General features: G+C 39.5%; 20 protein-coding genes and 1 pseudogene. 15 read left to right on the plus strand and 6 right to left on the minus strand.

Annotated elements, in window-relative coordinates:
- Positions 1 to 50: 50 nt before the first annotated feature.
- A complete protein-coding gene (locus ACOI1C_RS06145) occupies positions 51 to 707 on the minus strand; it encodes a DsbA family oxidoreductase (protein ID WP_422509208.1) in 657 nt (218 codons plus the stop codon).
- 219 nt (positions 708 to 926) lie between these two features.
- Between ACOI1C_RS06145 and ACOI1C_RS06150 the strand changes: the two genes are divergently transcribed.
- The 7 genes from ACOI1C_RS06150 to ACOI1C_RS06180 all read left to right on the plus strand — a co-directional run bounded on the left by ACOI1C_RS06150 (position 927) and on the right by ACOI1C_RS06180 (position 7,095).
- Entirely contained in the window at positions 927 to 1,370 is a 444-nt protein-coding gene (locus ACOI1C_RS06150; protein ID WP_422509029.1) for a CoxG family protein, read from the plus strand.
- Between the two features lie 555 nt (positions 1,371 to 1,925).
- Positions 1,926 to 2,981 carry an LLM class flavin-dependent oxidoreductase gene (locus ACOI1C_RS06155; protein WP_422509031.1) on the plus strand — a complete coding sequence of 352 codons (1,056 nt, stop codon included), beginning with the start codon at positions 1,926 to 1,928 and terminating at the stop codon, positions 2,979 to 2,981.
- Positions 2,982 to 3,102: 121 nt separating this feature from the next.
- Entirely contained in the window at positions 3,103 to 4,263 is a 1,161-nt protein-coding gene (locus tag ACOI1C_RS06160) for a hypothetical protein (protein WP_422509033.1), read from the plus strand.
- A gap of 591 nt (positions 4,264 to 4,854) precedes the next feature.
- Positions 4,855 to 5,259, plus strand: a complete 405-nt coding sequence (locus ACOI1C_RS06165; protein WP_422509035.1) for a hypothetical protein — start codon at positions 4,855 to 4,857, stop codon at positions 5,257 to 5,259.
- 281 nt (positions 5,260 to 5,540) lie between these two features.
- Positions 5,541 to 5,741 (plus strand): hypothetical protein, encoded by a 201-nt coding sequence (locus ACOI1C_RS06170; RefSeq protein WP_422509037.1) that lies wholly within the window; start codon positions 5,541 to 5,543, stop codon positions 5,739 to 5,741.
- Positions 5,692 to 6,555, plus strand: coding sequence for a nitroreductase family protein (locus ACOI1C_RS06175; protein ID WP_422509039.1), 864 nt, complete (start codon positions 5,692 to 5,694; stop codon positions 6,553 to 6,555). Before ACOI1C_RS06170 ends, ACOI1C_RS06175 begins: the two co-directional genes overlap by 50 nt.
- A 105-nt stretch (positions 6,556 to 6,660) precedes the next feature.
- Entirely contained in the window at positions 6,661 to 7,095 is a 435-nt protein-coding gene (locus tag ACOI1C_RS06180) for a GNAT family N-acetyltransferase (protein ID WP_422509041.1), read from the plus strand.
- A 203-nt stretch (positions 7,096 to 7,298) separates the two neighbouring features.
- Here the strand turns inward: ACOI1C_RS06180 and ACOI1C_RS06185 are convergent, their stop codons facing one another.
- Positions 7,299 to 7,556 carry a hypothetical protein gene (locus tag ACOI1C_RS06185; protein ID WP_422509043.1) on the minus strand — a complete coding sequence of 86 codons (258 nt, stop codon included), beginning with the start codon at positions 7,554 to 7,556 and terminating at the stop codon, positions 7,299 to 7,301.
- Between the two features lie 252 nt (positions 7,557 to 7,808).
- On the opposite strand from ACOI1C_RS06185, the gene ACOI1C_RS06190 reads away from it, so the two are divergent.
- The 5 genes and pseudogenes from ACOI1C_RS06190 (at position 7,809) to ACOI1C_RS06210 (ending at position 13,003) form a co-directional block, all read left to right on the plus strand.
- The gene (locus ACOI1C_RS06190) at positions 7,809 to 9,029 is read left to right on the plus strand and encodes a multidrug effflux MFS transporter (protein WP_422509045.1); all 1,221 of its coding nucleotides are present in this window, start codon (positions 7,809 to 7,811) and stop codon (positions 9,027 to 9,029) included.
- Positions 9,030 to 9,074: 45 nt separating this feature from the next.
- Positions 9,075 to 9,899, plus strand: coding sequence for an aldo/keto reductase (locus ACOI1C_RS06195; RefSeq protein ID WP_422509047.1), 825 nt, complete (start codon positions 9,075 to 9,077; stop codon positions 9,897 to 9,899).
- 293 nt (positions 9,900 to 10,192) lie between these two features.
- On the plus strand, positions 10,193 to 10,393 hold the full coding sequence (locus ACOI1C_RS06200; RefSeq protein WP_422509049.1) for a LysM peptidoglycan-binding domain-containing protein: 201 nt from the start codon (positions 10,193 to 10,195) through the stop codon (positions 10,391 to 10,393).
- The gene (locus ACOI1C_RS06205; RefSeq protein WP_422509051.1) at positions 10,378 to 11,949 is read left to right on the plus strand and encodes a LysM peptidoglycan-binding domain-containing protein; all 1,572 of its coding nucleotides are present in this window, start codon (positions 10,378 to 10,380) and stop codon (positions 11,947 to 11,949) included. Before ACOI1C_RS06200 ends, ACOI1C_RS06205 begins: the two co-directional genes overlap by 16 nt.
- A gap of 186 nt (positions 11,950 to 12,135) precedes the next feature.
- Positions 12,136 to 13,003: pseudogene (locus tag ACOI1C_RS06210) on the plus strand (proline iminopeptidase-family hydrolase).
- Positions 13,004 to 13,376: 373 nt separating this feature from the next.
- Here ACOI1C_RS06210 and ACOI1C_RS06215 read toward each other — a convergent pair.
- From ACOI1C_RS06215 to ACOI1C_RS06225, 3 genes are all read right to left on the minus strand, one after another.
- Positions 13,377 to 14,168 (minus strand): DUF817 domain-containing protein, encoded by a 792-nt coding sequence (locus ACOI1C_RS06215; RefSeq protein ID WP_422509053.1) that lies wholly within the window; start codon positions 14,166 to 14,168, stop codon positions 13,377 to 13,379.
- A gap of 97 nt (positions 14,169 to 14,265) precedes the next feature.
- On the minus strand, positions 14,266 to 14,451 hold the full coding sequence (locus ACOI1C_RS06220; RefSeq protein ID WP_422509210.1) for a DUF2975 domain-containing protein: 186 nt from the start codon (positions 14,449 to 14,451) through the stop codon (positions 14,266 to 14,268).
- 350 nt (positions 14,452 to 14,801) lie between these two features.
- The gene (locus ACOI1C_RS06225) at positions 14,802 to 15,563 is read right to left on the minus strand and encodes a GDSL-type esterase/lipase family protein (RefSeq protein ID WP_422509055.1); all 762 of its coding nucleotides are present in this window, start codon (positions 15,561 to 15,563) and stop codon (positions 14,802 to 14,804) included.
- 339 nt (positions 15,564 to 15,902) lie between these two features.
- Here ACOI1C_RS06225 and ACOI1C_RS06230 point away from each other — a divergent pair, with 339 nt between their 5' ends.
- From ACOI1C_RS06230 to ACOI1C_RS06240, 3 genes are read left to right on the plus strand one after another with little or no spacing between them, the layout of a single operon-like run.
- Positions 15,903 to 19,694, plus strand: a complete 3,792-nt coding sequence (locus tag ACOI1C_RS06230; protein WP_422509057.1) for a DEAD/DEAH box helicase — start codon at positions 15,903 to 15,905, stop codon at positions 19,692 to 19,694.
- On the plus strand, positions 19,682 to 20,407 hold the full coding sequence (locus ACOI1C_RS06235; RefSeq protein ID WP_422509059.1) for a hypothetical protein: 726 nt from the start codon (positions 19,682 to 19,684) through the stop codon (positions 20,405 to 20,407). Before ACOI1C_RS06230 ends, ACOI1C_RS06235 begins: the two co-directional genes overlap by 13 nt.
- Entirely contained in the window at positions 20,404 to 20,583 is a 180-nt protein-coding gene (locus tag ACOI1C_RS06240) for a hypothetical protein (protein ID WP_422509060.1), read from the plus strand. Before ACOI1C_RS06235 ends, ACOI1C_RS06240 begins: the two co-directional genes overlap by 4 nt.
- 777 nt (positions 20,584 to 21,360) lie before the next feature.
- On the opposite strand, the gene ACOI1C_RS06245 is transcribed toward ACOI1C_RS06240, so the two are convergent.
- Positions 21,361 to 21,531 (minus strand): hypothetical protein, encoded by a 171-nt coding sequence (locus ACOI1C_RS06245; protein ID WP_422509062.1) that lies wholly within the window; start codon positions 21,529 to 21,531, stop codon positions 21,361 to 21,363.
- Between the last annotated feature and the right edge of the window lie 143 nt (positions 21,532 to 21,674).

Here is a 21,674-nt window from a genome sequence, read left to right on the forward strand (position 1 = left end):
TCTTTTTTATGACCCTTTTTATTATCAATTTACAGCATTACTAGTAGTTACTATGACTTCGGAATTTCGCAACCAAACTCATCGCAAACGACACCATCTGTAGCAATTACCTCTATGAATGGACCATCTTGCTCCAAAATTTGGTTCATAGCTTGAACAAATGTTTCAGAGGATTGAGCTCCGGAGACTGCGTATTTTTTGTTGATGAGGAAATACGGAATACTTCTGATCCCAAGCTTAGATGCTTCTTGTTCATCTGCACGAACCTCATCACTCATACCGCCGTTCTCAAGCATTCCAGCAACTGCTTCTCCATCCAAACCTACTTCTTTTGCCAACTGAATTAAGGTAGAATGGTCCCCGATATGCTTGGACTCGGTGTAGAAAGCACGTAATAGTCTGTCTGTCATCTCATTCATTAACCCTTGTTTTTTCGCGAAAATAGTCAAACGGTGAGCGTCAAACGAATTGGTTAAGATCATCGTATCAAATTGGAAATCCAATCCAACCTCACGTGCCATTTGCACAACATTTTGAGTATTAGCCTTTGCTTGTTCGATACTGATCCCATACTTACCGCTTAATTTCTCATATATATTTTCTTTCACATCTTTTGGGGCAGTAGGATCTAATTCAAAGCTTCTATATACAACTTTAACCGGATGTTCGACCTTCTTGAGAGCGTCCTCCAGACGCTTTTTGCCAATATAGCAAAATGGTCAAGCAAAGTCAGTCCACATTTCAATTAACATCGCGATAACCTCCTCCATTTCATGAATTCCATTTTAGTATAGCTAGATGGTCTGATTTAGTCCAATAAACTGCTTGGTATTTTGAATATATTGCATACCCCAAAAATATATATAAATAGCACATAGTAGAAATGTTAATTCGTGTAAAACTTAGAAAAGAGGTGCGTGAGAAGTATGAATGGGAGCGGAAGTTTAACAGTAAATGCTAGCATAGAGAAAACTTGTGCTGGCTTATATAATACAGATGTTTTGGTCAAATGCTTGATGGGATGTAAAAAACTTAAATTAATCGAAAATAACAAGTATCTGGCTGAGCTATCTATTGGAATACCACCTGTAAATGGAAAATATGAATCTATCATTGAGATTGAAGAAATCGAAAAGGCAAAAACGTATAAACTGATCATCACAGCAGAAGGGGACGCAGGAAACGTCAAGGCAACTGGCCTTATAAATCTTTTGGAAGAACAAAAAAATAAAACAAATCTAAGTTACACCTTTGAAGCCGAGGTAGGTGGAAAAGTTTCAATGGTCGGAGGGAAGATCTTAAACGGAGTAGGAAAGTTAATCATTCAGGACTTTTTTAAGAAATTTGGGAAGGAGTTAGGGAGGATTTAATATTTTTTAGTTTTGCTGGTACAAACAACTCTGGGTAGCCGTTGGCTTATCCTGCATGACCTTGTAAGGATCAGGTGATAGTAGCACCTGATCTTTTTATGTATTTTATCTAAAAATTTGATAGAGGCTTTATCCCTCATTCTATGCAGCTGTTTTTTTAATGAACCAAATCGGAGCGTCTGAGTTACCTTTTGGCCCTTCTTTTTAGTATGATTAACTTTATGATTTGAAACTTTGGGACAAGGTGCCTGTCCGAGACTGCTGAAAAAGTCCGCTTTCTAAAGAGTATGTGTTGAAACTACCTGTTGATGTCCACTCCAGGATGCACCATTCCCCGGGGTGGGCGGAAAGCCTCCTCGGCGCACGAATGGAAGGCTTTTTCACGATCGTGAAAAAGCCTAGGTCTCACCTGTCCCACTCTTCCCGCAGGTGCCCTAGCACCTTCCGAACAATCAACATATTCTCCCTTAATTAACTCTTTTTTCTTATACACTTACTTTTTCAGTGATCTCTGCCTGTCCCCATGTACCATTCATAAAGTAGGAGGGGTTTTTAATGGAAATTGGTGTAAGCACGTTTGTAGAGACAACACCGGATGTTGTAACCGGTGAGGTGGTGAGTCATGCACAGCGATTACGTGAGGTTGTAGAAGAAATTATTCTAGCGGACCAGGTAGGATTAGATGTATTTGGTGTGGGAGAGCATCATCGGGAAGATTTCGCAGCATCTTCACCTGAAGTGGTGCTTGCTGCAGCTGCTTCGCAAACGAAACGGATTCGACTGACAAGTGCAGTTACGGTGCTATCTTCTGCTGATCCAGTACGTGTGTTTCAAGATTTTGCAACACTCGACGGTATTTCAAACGGACGTGCAGAAGTCATGGCAGGGCGTGGATCTTTTATCGAATCCTTTCCGCTATTTGGGTACGATTTAAATGACTATAATGAACTGTTCGAAGAGAAGTTAGAATTGCTGTTAAAGATTCGCGACTCTGAAAAAGTAACCTGGAAGGGAGGTCACCGTCCGGCCATACATCAGTTAGGTGTATACCCAAGACCAGTACAAAATCCTTTGCCAGTTTGGATTGGTAGTGGAGGAAATTCAGAATCGGTTGTCCGCGCAGGCTTACTTGGATTGCCACTAGTTTTAGCAATTATCGGAGGTAGTCCATTGCAGTTTGCACCACTCGTGCAACTATATAAAGACGCGGCAGCACATGCTGGACATGATCATACGAAGTTGCCGGTCGCCTCGCATTCTCATGGTTTCATTGCAGAAAATACGCAGCTAGCCGCAGACAAATTTTTCCCTTCTACCCAGCAAGTCATGAATGTACTTGGACGGGAGCGAGGATGGGGCCATTATAATCGAGATAGCTTTGATGCCGCACGTAGTTTTGAAGGGGCCTTGTATGTAGGTGATTCGAAGACGGTTGCCGATAAAATCATCCACCTTCGAAAGAACGTAGGAATAACCCGTTTTATGCTGCACGTACCTGTTGGCTCAATGCTTCATGAGGACGTAATGAAAACCATCGAACTGTTGGGAAAAGAAGTCGCCCCAATGGTTCGCGAAGAAGTAGGTAGATGGGAAGCTGAGAACCAAGGCTAACATCATAGGACGAAGGGACAGGTTTCTTGTCCCTTCGTCACTTTTTTTATAAAGCTAAACCCTTTTTTAGTTCTATTCACTATATATAGAGTGGATACTTTTTATAAAGGGAGAATGAGACATGAATAGAAGAAAAGGAAATCGTCAGAAGGTCAAGATTTATGGGTTTAAATTTCCACAGGCTCTCCTTGAAGATATGAGAAATTTTCAGGTCGAAAACAATATTCAAATTCCAGCAAGTGCTCATCCAGCCATGATCGCGATCTTAAAACAAATACATAGAGAAAAAACAACCAAAGGGGAAGTCCAGGAATTCAACCTTCCCGCATATGCATCCGAATGTAGAATGGCTTATTCTACTCTTTATGTAGGATTTAAGTTTTGGCTTCGTCACGGCTTCATCCAAGAGACTATTAATTCTGCAGGTATGCCTATTTATGTACTTCGAAACTATAAAGAATACTTTGAGACTGAAACGGGTGAAGACCTAAACTATTTTATCGTTCCTCATTCCCTCCTAGAGACGAATATCATCGCCGAACTTGTTCGTACTTCTAATGGAAAAACCTTCGAATTAATGCTTTCCTTTCTAACGCAATTCCGCCATGGCGTGGCTACCATCGACCATACTGATAAGATTGAGAAAATTAAACAGCTACGAAACATGAATACGTTAAAAAATCAGCTCGGTAAACGATCAAAAGGAGTACGAGAGGTTCTAGATATGCTGGCACCTTTATTTCACATTGAGTATGTTGGCCTACAGCACCGCGGGCAGCAGGTATGGATCCACCAGGTACAATTCTCCTTAAAAACAGACTGCGTCATTGAAAACTCCGATGCCTTCGAAGTAAGCCCCCTAGTCTCAAGTTTTAGTCAAATTGCAGAGAACGTTCTAACCGAGTTAAACATAACATACAAACCACGTGATTTATTTGACATCATGATCTCACTCAAGCAGGAAGTCATCAATGTGCTTAAATATGTGGCAAAGAATGACGGAGAGAACTCCTACTTCACTGAACGTGATGTCTGGATAGAAACCTACTACTATTCATGCATGCGTCGTTTTCAATCTAAAATCCAAGAACAGGTTAAATCAAACCAAGTCTTCAAATTTAGTAAGTCGATCGGTGCCTACTTCCGAACGGTCTTCCGCAATAACTTAAAATCCTTCATAGAACGCGAGATTCCAGCTGATTATATCCGTGAAGCCAATATGAAAGAGTTCCTTAAAACGGGTGAATTGCCAGAATTGCATCAATTGCTAACAAAATACTAGGTTTTAGGACAAGCCCTGTTTTCACCTTGAAAAAGCAAGGCTATTTGGTGTAGAGTAAAATAATGAAGAAACAATCAAGCTTTGCTCTGTAAACAATTTTGGCCCTTCTCCATTGGAGAGGGGCTATTTTGTGCGACGGGCAGTTGCACCTATGTAGAGAATCGCTCTACATGAAATGAACTTATATAGGTTGGGTTACGTTATTGCGGTAAAACGGACCCCGAATCCTGGAAGGTTATTTTTCACGGAGGTTATGAGACAGAGGGACAGGCTCCTTGACCCATTCCTTAGAGTCCTCTGTGGGACATAAAACCTGTCCCCTTGTCCTTCTCCCCTTGTCCTTCCTGGAGAAGTTCTTCTTCGATACCATTATTAAAAACTACGAGGATCTTGCCAGATTCACGGCAGACGGCAAAAAATGCGAAGTGTATATAGAATTGACTGCAGAAATTCTAGACTGCATGGAAGAAAGAACGACCCGAACAATCGCTTTTATAGGTGAAAAACAACAATGGCTGAAATAACCTGCAAGCTGTCGCTAATCACCTTGAAAAGCTAAGGAGTATCTACATTTCCATTGATGAAAACTTGTTGAAAAAGGATATTCGCACCCTGGATATTTTAATCCATCAGGTACATATAAATAACTCAGCTACTGGTCAAGTAAAAACGAAAACCAAAGGGCAAGTTGAGAAGAAAGCGAATCCACTTCAACACAGTTTGAATCTTTTAGTTGATAAGGACTTTGATGCCTTAAAGGGTACAAGAATCAATTACAGAGAAGTCACAAACAGTGAAGACGTTATTGAATTCTTAGAGACTCACAGCGATACAGCTGTTTTAAAATACACGACAGTCCTTGACTTGAAGCTACTTTTCTATATTTTGACAGGTGAGAGAATGGAGTTGAAGGGAAAAAAAGAGGATATGCTACTGGATATTAAGAGAAATATACGAGCGAGAAAGCGCGGGGAAGCATTTACAAAGACTATTTAAATTTATGATCAGAGCGACAACATTGAAAGCAGTGCCATTCTTTGAACTTTATTGTATACTAATTTCAAGTATTCTAATAAAAGCTCGTTCACTTATGAGGAGACATTAAAGCTTATGATAATGGCTTATGTCTCTCTTTATTTCATGTATATTAAAATGAAAAATCTATAATGGGTTGTACACTATGAATTTAAAACTATCGAAAAGAATGGGAGAAAGTCCCTTCAACTCATACATCAACAGCGTTTACTTACGATCTGATTGGAAAAACAGGAATTGTAATGACTCCAGGTGTTTCATTTGGAACACAATGGGAAGGCTATGTTCGAATTGCGCTTATTCATGACGAGCATCGATTAGGACGTGCAGTGAAGATGTTGAAAGATAGTCAAATCATAAATGGACTAGGAAGAATACTAAAGGAGGTATACAGTGGATTCCAGACAAACGATAATAGAAACGATGCGCAAGCGTCAATCTAGTAGAACCTTTGATACACAAAATATAACTGAAGCACATATAAACCTCATAAATAGTTACATAATTAGTGAAGAAAATTTAAGGGGACCACTTGGAAGAAAAGGCAAAATTGAAATGATTCAAGTGACCAAAAATGTATCAGAAAAGGGTATCAAGCTAGGGACATATGGATTTATAAAAAGTCCACGTGGATATCTTGTGGGGATTTGTGAGAATGATAAATACTCACTTGTGGATTTTGCGTATGTTTTCCATAAGCTCATTTTATATGTTGCAGAGTTAGGCATTGGCACATGCTGGATGGGTGGTACGTTTAACCGAACTTCATTCGAGAAGGAAATGTCCCTTAGTGAAGGGGAGTTTATCCCTTGCATTTCACCAATTGGCTACCCTAAGGATAAGCAAAGGATGTTTGATAAAGCACTCCGACGCGTTGTAAAGGCAGACAATAAAAAGTCGTGGGACCGGTTATTTTACCATTCCAATTTTGAAAACGCATTAACAAAAGAGAAAGCTGGATTTCTTGATACACCTATCGAGATGGTCAGGCTTGGCCCCTCTGCATCGAACAAACAGCCTTGGCGACTCGTGGTGTCTGAGGGTTTAGAAGCTTGTCATTTTTACATAGAACATACACCTAACTATAGCTCGAGCTTAGGCTATGACATGCAGTTATTAGATATGGGAATCGCGATGTGTCAGTATGAACTAGCATGCAAAGAACTAAATGTTCAAGGGAAATGGATAATAAATGAACCCAACGTTGAGTTACCGAATGAACAAACGGAGTATATTGTGAGTTGGGAGATTATCTAATGGCCGGTATTTAATGCGATATCACAAAAAAATGTATGCATCAATAAACCAAACAAACTCCTTTTGAATATATTTACCATAGCACCACAAGAGGGAGTGGGGTTCGTGGCAGTAAGATCAGCAACACCTTATGAGATGTTAATCATTAATAATCATCAAAGCATTGTGCAAACGGAAGCGACAATGGGGTATATAAAGCAGACAGACTTTATACCAAATCTAAATGAGTATTTTCATGGTCTTACCGATTACTTTGTCTTAGTTGAAAATGGAGTTTTCTGTGGCTGGGTTCTTGTTGGTGAAACCCATCATCCTTATAAAAATAAGGAAGCCTGTGCAATGGTACTAGAACTTTATATTTTTAAAAACTATCGTCAATATGGCTTTGGTCATGAACTAATGAAGCATGCAATTGCTGATTTTAAAAATCGAGGATTTAAATCAGTCCAACTAAACGTATTTGAAGGGAACCCAGCTAAGAAACTATATAGTAAACTTGGTTTTAAGGATATCTCTACGATGATGGAGAAAACCCTCTAATCATCTATTGTAATCATGATGAATTGAAAAAAAGTAACCGCCCCTTCCTCCCAAGGAATGAAGATCGGTTACTTTTTTTATACCACTTTAAAAATTGGCTTCTCGAAACCAGCAACTATAATTACCGACATTCATTTGGGACATGAGGGACAGGTCCCTTGTCCCATTTCAAAGAAACGGACAGAGTTTGTGTACCGTTTCCTTTACTTCTTAAACAATAATTGAATAAGTACAGCCCCTACCATTGCACCTAACGCTGAAATGCCAAACATCATGATATAAACAATTTCACCCAATGCAGCCATGCCAGGAGTGGGGAAAAAACTCGCTTTAAGAACAAAAACTAAGGCTACCCCGAACAATACAATACTAGGAGTCCATTTCAGCAGTTTAATCCTTGACTTAATAAACAAAAAGGGAATAAGGACACTACATAAGAACACAACAATGAAAAACGTCATATTTTCTCCTCCAACTATAAAAGTCTTACTATTATAGACGTTATTTTTTGGAAAGAGTTCCATCTAAATGAACACAGTGGAGCCTATTTTTAATTTTAGATATTGGGACGAGGGACCTGTCCCCTTGGCACATCCCCTCGGCACACCTGACACCTTGTCCTCTTTGCACATTCGTTTACAGATACTTTTGAGGAGAGTAAAATAAGAATTAGTTTAGTAAAAATCATTTTATAGATAGAAGGTGAGAACAGCTTGACTACATACACCGGAACAAAACGAATCCAACTTGCTATACTTTTAGGATCACTTGCGATTTTGGGACCATTTACAATTGATATGTATTTGCCATCCTTCCCTACGATTGTAAAAGAATATGAAACGACTGCTTCTTTCGTACAGATTAGTTTAACGACTTGCCTTTTAGGTCTAGGTTTGGGGCAATTGGTTATTGGTCCAATGAGTGATGTTCAAGGTCGTCGGAAGCCATTGCTTGTTTTTCTCATCTTGTATTTACTTGCTTCTGTAATGTGCGCGTTTGCACCAACAATTTATGTTTTCATCGGTGCTCGTTTTATTCAAGGCTTTGCAGCGGCGGGTGGAATCGTTATTTCTAGGGCTATCGTTCGTGACGTTTTTAGTGGGAGGGAACTGACGAAGTTTTTTGCGACTTTGATGTTAGTGAGCAATCTCGGTCCTATTATTGCACCAATTGCTGGCGGTGGAATCCTTGCATTTACCCATTGGTCAGGGGTCTTTATTGCTATGGCTTGTGTGAGCTTGATTTTATTTATAACGGTTTCTTTCAAACTAGAAGAAACATTACCAAAGGAAAAACGTGTACCGAGTAACTTCTTGCAAGTGTTGAAGAATTTTGGAATTTTATTAAAGAATCGAGAGTTTATCGGCTACGCATTGACACAAGGATTTATAATTGCAGGGATCTTTGCTTATGTTTCTGGAATTCCTTTTGTTTATCAAAATATTTATGGTGTGTCACCACAAGTATTCAGTCTATTATTTGGCGTAAATGGAATTGCGTTAATTATTGGAAGCCAACTAGTTGGTCGATTAGTCGATATCATTCCTGAGAGAACTTTTTTGAAAATTGGTTTATTGACTTCTACCACAGCAGGTGCCGCATTACTAATCGCTCTCCTATTAAAAGCACCACTTCTAGCGGTTGCCATTCCGATCTTCTTTTTAGTGGCTTGCATCGGGATTATTGCGACAACTTCCTTTGCTTTAGCAATGGAATCACAAGGTCATATTGCAGGAAGCGCCTCTGCACTATTAGGATTATTACCATTTATCCTTGGCTCATTAACGGCTCCACTTGTGGGAGTAGCAGGAGAATATTCAGCCATTCCAATGGGCATCGTTATATTATCAGCAAGCTTGCTGGCTGTGCTTTCGTATTATGGGTTAGTCAGAAAAGCATCGTTACGTGTTCAAACAGCAAAAAAAATCTCTTAATGTTAAAATAGATTCCGTAAACCATAGGAAAAGGAGAAATGAAAAATGAACTTTGTTACCTTAAACAACGGGTTAAAAATGGCACAACTTGGATATGGAGTATGGCAAGTAGCAGATGACCAAGCAGCCTCAGCCGTTTCGAAAGCAATAGAAGTAGGGTACACATCTATTGATACAGCCATGATCTACAAGAATGAAGTTGGTGTCGGGCAAGCGTTAAAAGAAACTTCTGTTCCTCGTGAAGAGTTATTTATTACGACAAAAGTGTGGAATAGTGACCAAGGCTATGAAAATACACTACGCGCCTTTGATGAAAGCTTAGAAAAATTAGACCTTGATTATGTCGATCTATATTTGATTCACTGGCCAACTCCTGAGTTCGATGAGTATGTGGATACATATAAAGCGTTAGAAAAGCTATACCACGATGGACGTGTGAAGGCCATTGGAGTGTGTAACTTCGAAATTGAACATTTAGAGCGTCTGTTAAAGGAATGTGAGGTTGTTCCCGTTCTTAACCAAGTTGAATGTCATCCATACCTTGCACAAAAGGAGTTAAAGGAGTTTTGTGCAAAGCACAATATCTTTGTAGAAGCGTGGAGTCCACTTGATCAGGGTGGGGAAGCGTTACAAGATGAAGCGATTAAGAAGATTGCTGAATCACATCGTAAAACTCCGGCACAAGTTGTGTTGCGCTGGCATTTACAAAATAATACGATTGCCATTCCTAAATCTGTGACACCATCTCGTATTGAAGAGAACTTTGATGTATTTGATTTTGAACTAACGGCGGATGAAATGGCGGAGATCGACGGACTAAATCGTAATAGACGTAATGGTCCACATCCGAATGATATGAATCATCGATAAAGTAATATAGAAAAGTGTAGAGTAGGCAACCTGCTCTACACTTTTTTTTGTCCAAATCACCGAGCTCTTTTACTATTACAAAACTTATTGCTAGAGAAAGTAGAAAAATACCCAATAGCTTAAAGAAGGGCGGATGATTCGTCTTCTGTCTTTTTTTCACAGTATGAAATTCGTCAAGGGATGGGTGATTTGTCCTTTAGTAACTCGTTCTGAGAGGGACACTGTCCCTAGAATTTGTGTAGGGTTAACCACATATAAATTAACAAAGTGGAATGAAAGAGGAGGGGATAAACATGCAACGATTTTACACTGTTCAACCAGGGGATACGGTATATCTTATTGCTAGAAGATGGGAGAATTCGATTGAGTCTCTCATTGCTGCAAATAACCTGGCTCCACCGTACACGATCTATATTGGACAGCAACTTTCTGTTCCACCCGGTGTTGATGAACTGTTATTATCGAAGCAAACCGTCTTTTGCCACCTTATGTGATCCAACCAGGTCAGTTGTTAAAAGTTCCACCTGGCGTTGCTTACTATGTTGTGCAGGCCGGTGATACGCTGTATCAAATTGCAAAACGATTTAATGTTACAACGGGAAGTCAAAGCAATTTTGAGAGAATTAGGGAGATAAACCGTCTTCCTTCTTATAATTTATATCCTGAAATGAAGCTCATCATTCCATACGCACCACCTGGGGACAATGGATTAATCGCATATGTCTCCAATCGCGGCGGAGGCTATGATTTATGGATGTATAACCCGAGTAATGGTATAGATGTTCAACTTACAGTTGGTCTTGGAGAGTCTTATTCCGTTCCGTATTGGTCAATGGATAACAACAAAATAGCATTTATTGGAAAAAACAGGATTCTCTACGTTTTTAAACTAGCTAATCATTCAATCTCCCGAATTGACCAGTTTGCAGATGGGGTAGGCGTTTATGTAGATTGGTCACCTGAGAGCGAGGAACTCGTTTATTCAAAACAGGATGGCATCGTCTTATATAATATCCGCTCACATCAAGCCGAGAGAATAAATCACCCTGGGACTAGAGATGTTCAATTTTTAGTTACCGATAAGGAGTTTTTGTTTGAAGCCCAAGATGAAACAGGTGTCAGTCAGCTTTACCGTATCCGACGAGATGGTACCGCAAAACGTCAAATCACACAAAACACAGGTGGTCCACTTAATCATGTTCGTCTTTCCCCTGATGGAACCTTTGCGCTATATACAACACCTGGTGCTAGCATTTCCATCATTCATACCGTTGAAATTTCAACCGGAACCACATATGTAGTAGAGGGTGGACCACTTGCCAAAAACTACTTTCCAGAATGGTCACCTGATTCAACCACCATCGCTTATAGTGCCACCGCCTTTGAAGAACAAGGCTATTTCTCACAGATAAGAACAACCGGAAAACATGGTGAGTCCGATCGAACAATAGCCATTTCAAACTGCTTTGGCACTCCCGTTACATGGTCAGAAAATGGCAGGAAACTAGCCTATCTGTCAGGGTGCGAAAATCAGGATATAGCTAGCGAAATCTGGATTATAGACGTCAATCATGCGGTTCCAATTCGAGTTGTAGAAGGCGTGCACATTACGTCTTTGCAATGGTCACAAAAAGCACCTGCTTTTATAAGAAAGACCTACACAAACACAGTTTATCAAGTCCAATTTAAATATCCAGAGCATTGGCAAAAAGTAACTGACGGAAGATATGAAGGCACAGATGGTTTCTTTCAAATATCAGCAATTTTCTCAGATGAACCAATAGACCAAGTTTGCCATAACGAAGCATTCCAGCAACTCTTACCATACGGAAAAGAGCCACGCATAGTGAAAACGGAAATACAAAACCAAGAAGCATGCTTCATCTTCCCGTCTCAGGACCAGCCTCAAGAAATGAGGAATCAAGCTGCACTCATCATCCGATATCCAATACCAATTGTATTAGAAGGAACGACGTACAATTATTTTATATTGTGGGCAGATCAAGATCATGTAGTGGGAATTAGTCGAACACTTCTGTTTATTTTGTGAAGAATAAAAGCGAATCGTCTTTGGGACTTTCCGTTTTTTGGTATAAAAAGACTTGTATTTGAACCTTTTTCGCTAGTTAACTTTTTTTACCCTATATTAATTCAAGTGATAAAATGAAGTAGAAGATATAATTTAATTTAAATAGAGTTGTAGAAAGCTTTAATGAGGGATAAAGGGGAGAAAAGAATGACTGCAAGAGAAGGATTTATTGATGTAACAGGTGGGAAGGTATGGTATCAGATTCATGAAAACTCAACAAACAAGACACCCGTAATTGTCTTACATGGTGGACCTGGTTCTTCACATTATTCTATGCAGGATTTACGAGTTCTTGCTGAAGACCGTACAGTGATTTTTTATGATCAATTAGGCTGTGGCAAGTCTGATCGACCAACAGACGATTCGTTATGGAGAATTGATCGGTTTGTAGAGGAGTTAGGGCAAATAAAAGAGTCTTTCTCTTGAGGAGTTTCATATTCTTGGTCACTCATGGGGAACAACACTAGCTGCAGCTTATTATCTATCAAATCCTGACGGTATAAAGAGTATCATTTTTTCAAGTCCTTGCTTAAGCGCACCAAGGTGGGCTGAAGATCAGGAACAAAATCGTAAACTGCTACCTCTCCATGTTCAACAAACACTTACAACCTGTGAAGAAAATGGAACAACTGAATCAGAAGAATACAAAGAGGCAACAAAGGTATTCAATCAACATTTTGTATGCAGAATAGATCCTTTTCCTGAATTTCTAAAAGAAGGAAAACAGTATCAAAATTCTGAAGTCTACAACATCATGTGGGGTCCGTCTGAGTTCCACGTAACGGGAAATTTAAAGGATTTTGATTGTACATTACAATTGGAAACCATTAAGATCCCAACTTTATATACATGTGGGCGGTATGATGAAGCAACTCCAGCTTCAACAGAATATTTTAGTTCGCTTACTCCAATTAGTCAATTCCATGTATTTGAAAACAGTGCACATATGCCATATCTTGAACAGCCCGAAGAGTACGTGAAAGTTATGAAGGAATTTTTAGAAAGTGTTGATTAATAGATTAATTCTCAAAGGGAATAAAAGTTGAAGGAAAAAGAGAAGAGTATAGAGCATGAAAAATGTGCTCTACACTCTTTTTTATTTCTAATTGAAGTAACTGTAAATTCCCACTCCACATGCTAAAAAATAGAGTATGACTATGCTTTGAATAAATAAGAACAAACGTTTGTATTAGTAGATGTATATATGAAAAATGAGAGTAGCAATTTTATAGCAGGTGGGCAGTTAGCCATCTCCGTGAAGTCGGGGGGGGAGAATTATCCTAGGTACTAGGAGGGGCAGGGAATAATAGGAGAACTTCTACCTGAAAAAAGTCAAATTCTTTACGATGATTAAGGATCCGACTTTTTTAAAAGAGGGTTCTAAACAGTTATAATAATTGACTAGTATCTAACCTAGCGGGATTTTTCCCCTTAACCTGCTTTAAGGTCGCTACTATAAGAAAGCTAACAATCACTAATAAGAGCCATGAACTCACCTTTCCTAGATGAACGAGACTCCATGCATCGGTTTGGTATGGATATTCCCAAGCTCCAAAGAACGTTGCTATATTTTCGGCTATCCATATAAAAAATCCGATGAGCACAAAAGAAAGTGCAAGGGGCATACGGTATCGAGTTCCATTAACCTCGTATGTGACCCATGATTGCCAAAAGACGATAATGACAAGTCCAGATAACCACCACCTGACGTCTATCCAATAATGATGGGTGAAAAAATTTAAATAAATTGAAGCTGCAAGAGGTACAACGACCAAAAAAGGTGGCCACTTCACCAGTTCAACCTTAATCCTCCTCCACGCTTGGCAAAGAAAACTCGCTACACTTGCGTACATGAATCCGCTATACAAAGGCACTCCAAAAATTTTGAAATATCCAACTTCAGGATAAGACCAGGAGCCCATATGTACCTTGAAAAGTTCAAGAGCAAGACCGATAAGGTGAAACAATGTGATCACCTTTAGTTCATCCCGTGTTTCAAGCCCAGAACGCACCATCCACCACTGCATCAGAAGGCAGATGATGAGCAGCCAGTCATACCGTGGTAGGAAGGGCAGTGGTATGATTTTCGTAAAAGCCAAAGAGGCAAAAATAACGACAGGAAACAAACAGGATAGGGCCTGCTCATAACCAAAACGAACGAGTTGTTTTAGTGCTCTCATGATTTATGCCTCCTTCATCGCCAAATGTTTAATATCTCGTTTTACCTGCCGCTAACCGTCATAGAACCTTGCTATCTGGTAATGGACATCAGACCGTTCATGCATTTTCTGATTTTATCGTAAGCGCATCTTTTAAAAGATTTTGAAGAACAGCCGCAAAGGTTGCAATGACGCTTGAAGCAAAAGTGCACATTAATCCCAGTCCAATAACACCTGCTACGTCACCTTTTATAAATAGAATTACGAATAGTATTCCTGCTACAAGTAAGATCCTGATTGTGATGGCGCAGTACTTTGAACAGACTCTTTAAGAAAATAGTTGAACCTTTTTTACGTTCCATAAAAAGGCAACTAACATATTTTTTGTTAATTTGAATTTACCATATAATATATTGTTTAACAATAAAAATATATTGATTATAATTGCAATGTTATTGTTATATAATTAACTTTTTAATTTTAGACAAGATAAAAAGCATTCCTCATAACAAGGAAATGCTCTATACCTTTAAATTATTCAATTAATGCCTCGTGCAACTAACCTTCCTGTTACAATAAACAAATCTGTATAAGTAGTAGTGTTTTTTATTATATAAAGGGACAGTGGACCTGTCCCTCTGACCCTAACCCCAATTACCTAAAAGGTTTAGTAGGAGCAATAGCCTTCCAAAATAGTTTGGCAACGGCTTGGTACCCTTCAGGAGTTAGATGGACATCTCCTTGTGCAATGTAGGTTGCTGCATGATCCTTGAATATTTTCTCAGTCGGAACGAACGTATAATCTTTTTTTAGACTGGAAACTTGTATGGTTAAATTCAGGGTATCCAAATATCCTTTAAGCGTTGCTTGGATTTGTGGGTTTGGTAGATTATAAAATGGATTATAATAACCCATTACATACACTTCAGCATCTTTATTCAAGCTTTTGATTTGGGAAAGAATTGAATTTAAATTCACTCCAACTTTACCAATTGCATCTGGTATTGTATTTAGAGCGGTAACATTTGTCTGGGCTGCTACAAGAATAGGGAGTATTTCATTTGCTCCAATATCAATGGTAATAACATCAGCTGTCTTAATGATCTCTCTGATATTATTTGAGTTGTAAATCAATGCTCCGTTAAGCTGTTCAGAAGTAAGGCCAACGACACCTAATTTGGCATGAGAAATGGCATAATTAGATTTTGTAAAACGATCTGTTAAGTAATCGGTATAGCTCTTCGTAGGCACATACTGACCATTAACAAAGGTGAGTCCAAATGCTAAAGAATCCCCTAAAGAAACATAAATACCGGTATCTTTTGGTGTCTCTTTTGCCATGGTATGTACTGGAAGTAACAGGACTAAAATACCTATTAAACATAGTAAAAATGATCTTGCCTTTAGATTAAACATAACCAACCTCCATTGTCATAGTAATTTAGACACATCTAAATATATTGCTGCTTATATAGATGAATGACAAAATAGAGGCTGATATATATAATTATTTTTCTTCTAAAAGAAACAGGGAAACATTGAACCTGTCGATTTTTCATGGTAAAAAGTACTACAAGTACTATTGAATAAAAGGGCACCCATTACAAGTTCAATTACTAAAAAACATCACGGTGTATATCAAGGTGTAAGTAAAAGGTAAATTCCTATTAAAAGCTCGTCTACAGTATGCTATAATTCAGTTGGATGAAAACGATTCAATACCTTTTTGGTGTTGAATAAAGTAGGTGGACACTGATGAATAAACATAGTACGACATATCGTTGTCCTGTAACTTTGACGAATAAGGCAAAGGACAAAATGCGAGAGCTCGGGTTGGATGAGCGATCGCTTTTTTCGTTAGATAAATCGTTTCACGTTTATATAGAAAAGTACCCTCAGGATGTGGATCGTCTTGTTTCCACTGCGTTGTTCTTTGACAATAAGGAAAATGTGCGCTTGTCGGATAAGTACAAAGGGCAAATGGTCGTTCTTCATTGTGTGGTGGAGAAGGACCGTTTCATTGCAACGAATGTGACGACGAGATCAGCATATACACCGGTTCAGACAAATTGGCGCCTTCCGGTGGATATAACGTTTGATTTGAAAATTCAGCGTAGTGGGACGGTCCCAATTGAATTGCTGAACTTGATTCATAACATGCCGGTTGCGCAAGAAAGTTCATTGTATGTAAAAAAGCGTATTGCGAGCTGGGAAGGCTATTTGAAAATTCAGGAGCGGTCTGCCGATATTCCGGACATGACATCCCGCTATTCGGGGCTTACGTTCAATGGTGATTTTAGCCGAGTCACGATTACCGGATGCAAGCTCGATGAAAAGGAATGGAAGTCACTCAAAGATTTGAGCGTGAAACTCAAGGGAATTGACCAGGATATCGGGAAGGTGCTAAAAGCGAACTCTTCCGCCCGAACGGTTGAAGTGGAACTGCATCGTTATATGGAAGAACGTGCCAGACAACACCGACTCGATATGAACCAAAAAGAAGTTATCTTCAGCAATTTTGCAACATTGAGCCAGGTGAAAAGACTAAGGCAAGGGTTTAGGCATTTAGAAAACGGCTTTGCTGCGAATCCGGAGTTGGAGCGCCTTTTATTTGAAAACAAACCACCGGTCCGAGTGCCAAAAAAGCAAGCTGCGCTAAAATTTCACAATCGATTGAACGAGTTTCAGCAGGAAGCAGTCATAGGCGCTATGTCCGTAGAAGATTTATACGTTATTCAGGGGCCGCCTGGAACAGGAAAAACAACGGTCATATCCGAGATTTGCCTGCAAAATGCCAAAGCTGGGCTACGCACATTGGTCGCTTCGCAGTCGAATTTGGCGGTCGACAATGCCCTAGGAAGATTACTTGAAAATAAGGACATTCGCATTCTCCGGGTGGGACGAACGGAAAGCATTGAAGAGGAAGGCAAGAAATTCATAGAAGAGAATGTAGGGCAGTATTGGAAAGACCAGACGCTAAAAGAAGTCTCTACTCAGTTTGAAGCGCGTAAAAAGCGAAGCACAGAAATAGAAACAGAATGGGCTTTGAATGAAAAAGAGCAGGAACAGCTTCAACTGGAACTTGATCAAGTAGAAGCGGCACTGGAAGTTAAAAAAACAGCGCAAAGAGTGTTTGGCGAAGGTAAGTCGTTTATAGAGGAACAAAAAAAGCATGTGCAGTCAACTGAGCAAAAACTTGAAGATGCCGAGAAACAAGTACAAGGGTCTGAGCTGACACTTCGCTCATTGGAAACGTCTATCAATCAGGATGAAACATTTCTTCATGGGTCGGATCATAATGCATTGCAAAAAGAGTTCGAGTCTGTTCAGCAAGTGATACAGAGGCTTCAGCATGTAATTGACTGCGATGAAATCCAAGACAAAATCAACGATAAAAAGCAAGAGATCGATCAAACGTCCGGTGAATGTGAGATGCGGGCCCAAGAAATCAAACAGGTCGAAGTTACTTCTGCAAAAACAGAAAACGTCAAACGACTTGACGGCCTGAAATGGATCTTGCTTGAACATTATATTGAACAATCTCTAAGAGCCAAGCAACTTATGGACGAGCTGGACGCTATTCGAGGAGAAGTGAATCAGCTCACAAAATTAAAAGAATATAATGAACGATTAAGCCGTGCCATTTCTTATTTCGAGAAATTTTACATTCAGCAATATGTATCAATTGAACAGCTGAGGCAGCGAGCAAGGAATGGGGCGTCAATTTATAGAGCGGAAGAGATCGATCATTTTTTGGCTACATTGAGGAATGCAATCAAACAAAATAAGAATTTAGATAATAGGACATTAGAGGACTATCTCGAAGGGTTATTTAAGCGGCAGTACTTTGTTTGGCAGAAAACGAGAAAGTTAAAATCGGATGATGATTACAAGAAAACCTCAACTGAATCGTTTCGCTTGCTGAAGCAGGAATTGATGGATCTTCTTCAAAAAAAGCAACAGATCAATATATTGTCACACCAAAACCTATTACAAGAACTGGAGCAGCAACAGGCTGAGCTCCGCTTACTTCAAATTAAGCATCAGGAGATGGCTTCAATTCATGAATGGACTCCAAATGCAAAAGAGATCCTTCTGCAAAATGATGAAATAGCTATTCATTTGCAAAAGCAGATAGAACTCTCCAGGCAAGTGGAGCGGAGATTGGAAACAAATCGTATGGAGCGAGAGGAGATAGCAGCTCAATTGGAGACAGCAAAACAAAAGCTTGCTCCATTGGAGCCACAGCTAAAGCAACTGCGTGACTCCATCAGCCAAAAAGAAGAAGAACTGGTGCCTTTACATGCAGTGATCTCTGCACAACCAGAGCAGGACCGTGAAAAGGTATTGAAGCAATTGGCCAGTCTGTCCTTTACACGGGAGTCATTAAAGCAGGAAAAGCAGAAACTCCCGCTATTCCAATCCATCCAAGGGAAATGGATCTCCTTACTGGAGGAAGCAAGTGATCATGACTTGGATGAAATCCGAAAGCTGTATGTAAAGCATGCGAATGTGATTGGCACAACATGCGTGGCATCCGCACGCAAAGATTTTATCGAGAACTACCCAGTTTTTGATGTAGTAATCATTGATGAAGTGTCAAAAGCAACCCCGCCGGAGCTTCTATTGCCGATGTTAAAAGGGAAGAAAGTCATCCTAGTCGGCGACCATCATCAGCTGCCACCTCTATTAGGAAACGATACGCTAGAAGAGATGCTGCAGGAAATGGCAGACGAAAGTGATGGATTTGAAGGGAAAGCAGAATTAAAAAAGCTATTAAAAGAATCATTGTTTGAACGGTTGTTTAAAAACTTACCAAAAAGCCATAAAACAATGCTCGCGATTCAGTATAGGATGCATGAAGACATAATGGAAACCATTACACCGTTTTACGAGCAGGAAAACCAACGACTTCAATGTGGCTTGACTGACTCCGATTCGGAGCGGGATCACTTGCTGGAGTCCTCGCTTATTACTCGGGACAATCATCTATTATGGCTGGATATACCGAACGAGCCCGCGTTTTTCGAAGAAAGAATGAAAGGCGGAAAAAGCCTGTATAACCCTGCTGAACTGAGGCGCATTGGCACAATGCTTGAGGAATTAAATGAAGCAACGTCACAGGCAAAGCAAGCTGGAAGACTGAAAGCTGAGGAGAAGAAAAGCGTTGGTGTCATCAGTTTTTATGGAGAACAAGTCAAAAGGATTGACCGCTTGATTAACCAGGAACTTCGCTTGAGCCACTTAACGATTCGCACCGGGACAGTGGACCGGTTTCAAGGGATGGAGATGGATGTTATTTTGTTAAGCATGGTGCGTAATCACGATAATAAACAAGACGACATTGGCTTCGCTAAGGACTACCGCAGGCTGAATGTTGCCCTATCAAGAGCGAGAGAGCTGCTCGTAATAATTGGCAGTACAAGAATGTTTACCGAGCGGACGAAACAAGCAGACACTAGACATATGTATACGCACGTTTTAGAAGTCGCCAAAAAACAACAAGGACTGCGAATGCTAGGGAGAGGTGATCTATGGATAAGCTGACAAAACGTTTACGAGAAAGCCTGCTTAAGAATCCAGCGGACCAAATCAAGGAGTCGTTAATGTGGCATTTGCCAATTGTCACAATTGATGTAGCATTTAAGCGGGTAAAACGGTCTAAAATGGATATTCTCATGAAAATGATGCTGCTCACTTTTGGTGAGGCTGATATAAGAAGACCAGCCAATTTATCAGAATTGCTGCTAGTAGAAGAGATGTTCATTGCGGATTTAATCAAAAAAATGCAGCGAACAAATCTAATCCACTTGGTAAAGGAAGGCTACAAGCTAACAACAAAAGGACAGCAGCAGCTAGAGTCAGGCATCATTGATGAAGAATTGGAAGAGGAGAAGACCGTGCTTTTTTACAGCCCAGTTCATGATGAATATTATCCGGAGAAGTTTGAATCTGAAAGCAAAACAGTCGAAGAATTGAAGCTTTATCGGTATTCAAATAATCACGATCATATCCATGCAGACCGAATCTTGCAGGTTCTTTCCGAGCAAAAAAATGGGCTAGAAGGAGACGACTTTCAAACGATTGTATCTGAAATATTGAGCTTTGATCAAGGGATGATCGAACATGTTCCATGCATCGAATTTCAAATGTACAACAAGGAACAAGATATTTTCTACGCACGCGTCTGGAATACGTGGCTCGAACAGTGGGATGATACGCTCGAAAAACAAATAGGGTCAAGGGGACAGGTCCCTTGACCCATCAGGAAAATAAGTGCGACATGCATGGGGACAGTCACCATCTCCCGTTAAAGCTTGAACAATCAACTCTTGGTATAAAGAAAAACTATGCAGTTCAGCAGTTCATAACAGTTCTTTTAATAATAGATTTCACAATTATACAGGAACAAATGTTTGTTATTAGTTGGAAATAGGATAGAATAATAGTAGCAATTTCATAGCAGGTGGGCGGTTAGCCACTTCCACGAAGTCGGGAGGTGGAATAATGACTACATATGAGGCAATGTCTGTAGCACTTAGTTCAAATTTAGTTTTGATCGATGTATTGACACTTCTAATTATGATAGATCGAAACAAAAAAAAGTAACCGCCTCTCCACTCCAAGGATAAAGGTTGGTTACTTCTTTTTTACCACTTTTAAAATGGGTTAGCCGTTCACTTTGCGGCGGCATGGAATTGCACTGATCAGTTGTTTGCTGCACCTGATCTTTTTTAGTATATGTAAAGTGTACATAGTTATTTGTTTATTTTCAACTTATATAGAGTCCAAATTGGCGGGATACTGATCTATGCCTCCTCAAACTGTTTACCAAAATGGAATTTTAAGCTAGTGCATCACTGCTAGTGGATGAGTACCAGGACACATACTCAATTCTAGTCGAAATGATGTTTTACTTAACAAGTGAAGACCCTACCGAGTAAGACTACTTAGATAGTAAACCACGAGCTGGTTCTTTACTTGGCTAATGTAAATGCTGCTAGTTAATTTGTAAGAAAGGGTGAGTGTGATGCCATGAAATAATAAAGTTGTAATTATTCAAGTAGAAGAGGAACGTGACAATCTAAGAAAAACTCACGAGGACAGATTAAATAGAATAACAGCAAAGCAATTAAGGGAAAGCAGAGAGATTCACAACCGAGTCTCCAAACCGCCTTGCTAAATGCAACCTAAACAAGAAAGCCAAGACTAATTAAACATACAAAAAGCTAAGTAAATTATATTCGCTTAGCTTTTCTTTTTCATATTTATCCAGAGCATGTTTGAATTTACTAGATGTTTTTTCAACACTCGTACGTACCTTTTTGTTCAAATGATTGATGACCTCATCTGTATTAGGCCGCTTTCTTTCTGGGTTAGTCATCGTCAAACTACTCCTTTCATCACACTAAAGTATAAAAAAAACCATATACCAACAATTCGCCAAGTTAATTGTATATTACACCCCTTTTTTTTGAGAAATTTTTCAATTTAATTTTACTTCTTAAGTGACTGAAAGCTCAGTAT

The sequence above is a fragment of the Bacillus sp. DJP31 genome, assembly GCF_049310945.1.
GTDB lineage: Bacteria > Bacillota > Bacilli > Bacillales > SA4 > Bacillus_BS.

What these genes read in the sequence shown, in the direction of transcription:
- ACOI1C_RS06155 (WP_422509031.1), top strand. Translation starts at nt 1,926, where the DNA reads ATGGAAATTGGTGTAAGCACGTTTGTAGAGACAACACCGGATGTTGTA.
- ACOI1C_RS06195 (WP_422509047.1), top strand. Translation starts at nt 9,075, where the DNA reads ATGAACTTTGTTACCTTAAACAACGGGTTAAAAATGGCACAACTTGGA.
- ACOI1C_RS06225 (WP_422509055.1), bottom strand. Translation starts at nt 15,563, where the DNA reads ATGTTTAATCTAAAGGCAAGATCATTTTTACTATGTTTAATAGGTATT.
- ACOI1C_RS06230 (WP_422509057.1), top strand. Translation starts at nt 15,903, where the DNA reads ATGAATAAACATAGTACGACATATCGTTGTCCTGTAACTTTGACGAAT.
- ACOI1C_RS06245 (WP_422509062.1), bottom strand. Translation starts at nt 21,531, where the DNA reads ATGACTAACCCAGAAAGAAAGCGGCCTAATACAGATGAGGTCATCAAT.
- ACOI1C_RS06235 (WP_422509059.1), top strand. Translation starts at nt 19,682, where the DNA reads ATGGATAAGCTGACAAAACGTTTACGAGAAAGCCTGCTTAAGAATCCA.
- ACOI1C_RS06150 (WP_422509029.1), top strand. Translation starts at nt 927, where the DNA reads ATGAATGGGAGCGGAAGTTTAACAGTAAATGCTAGCATAGAGAAAACT.
- ACOI1C_RS06200 (WP_422509049.1), top strand. Translation starts at nt 10,193, where the DNA reads ATGCAACGATTTTACACTGTTCAACCAGGGGATACGGTATATCTTATT.
- ACOI1C_RS06185 (WP_422509043.1), bottom strand. Translation starts at nt 7,556, where the DNA reads ATGACGTTTTTCATTGTTGTGTTCTTATGTAGTGTCCTTATTCCCTTT.
- ACOI1C_RS06170 (WP_422509037.1), top strand. Translation starts at nt 5,541, where the DNA reads ATGACTCCAGGTGTTTCATTTGGAACACAATGGGAAGGCTATGTTCGA.
- ACOI1C_RS06160 (WP_422509033.1), top strand. Translation starts at nt 3,103, where the DNA reads ATGAATAGAAGAAAAGGAAATCGTCAGAAGGTCAAGATTTATGGGTTT.
- ACOI1C_RS06215 (WP_422509053.1), bottom strand. Translation starts at nt 14,168, where the DNA reads ATGAGAGCACTAAAACAACTCGTTCGTTTTGGTTATGAGCAGGCCCTA.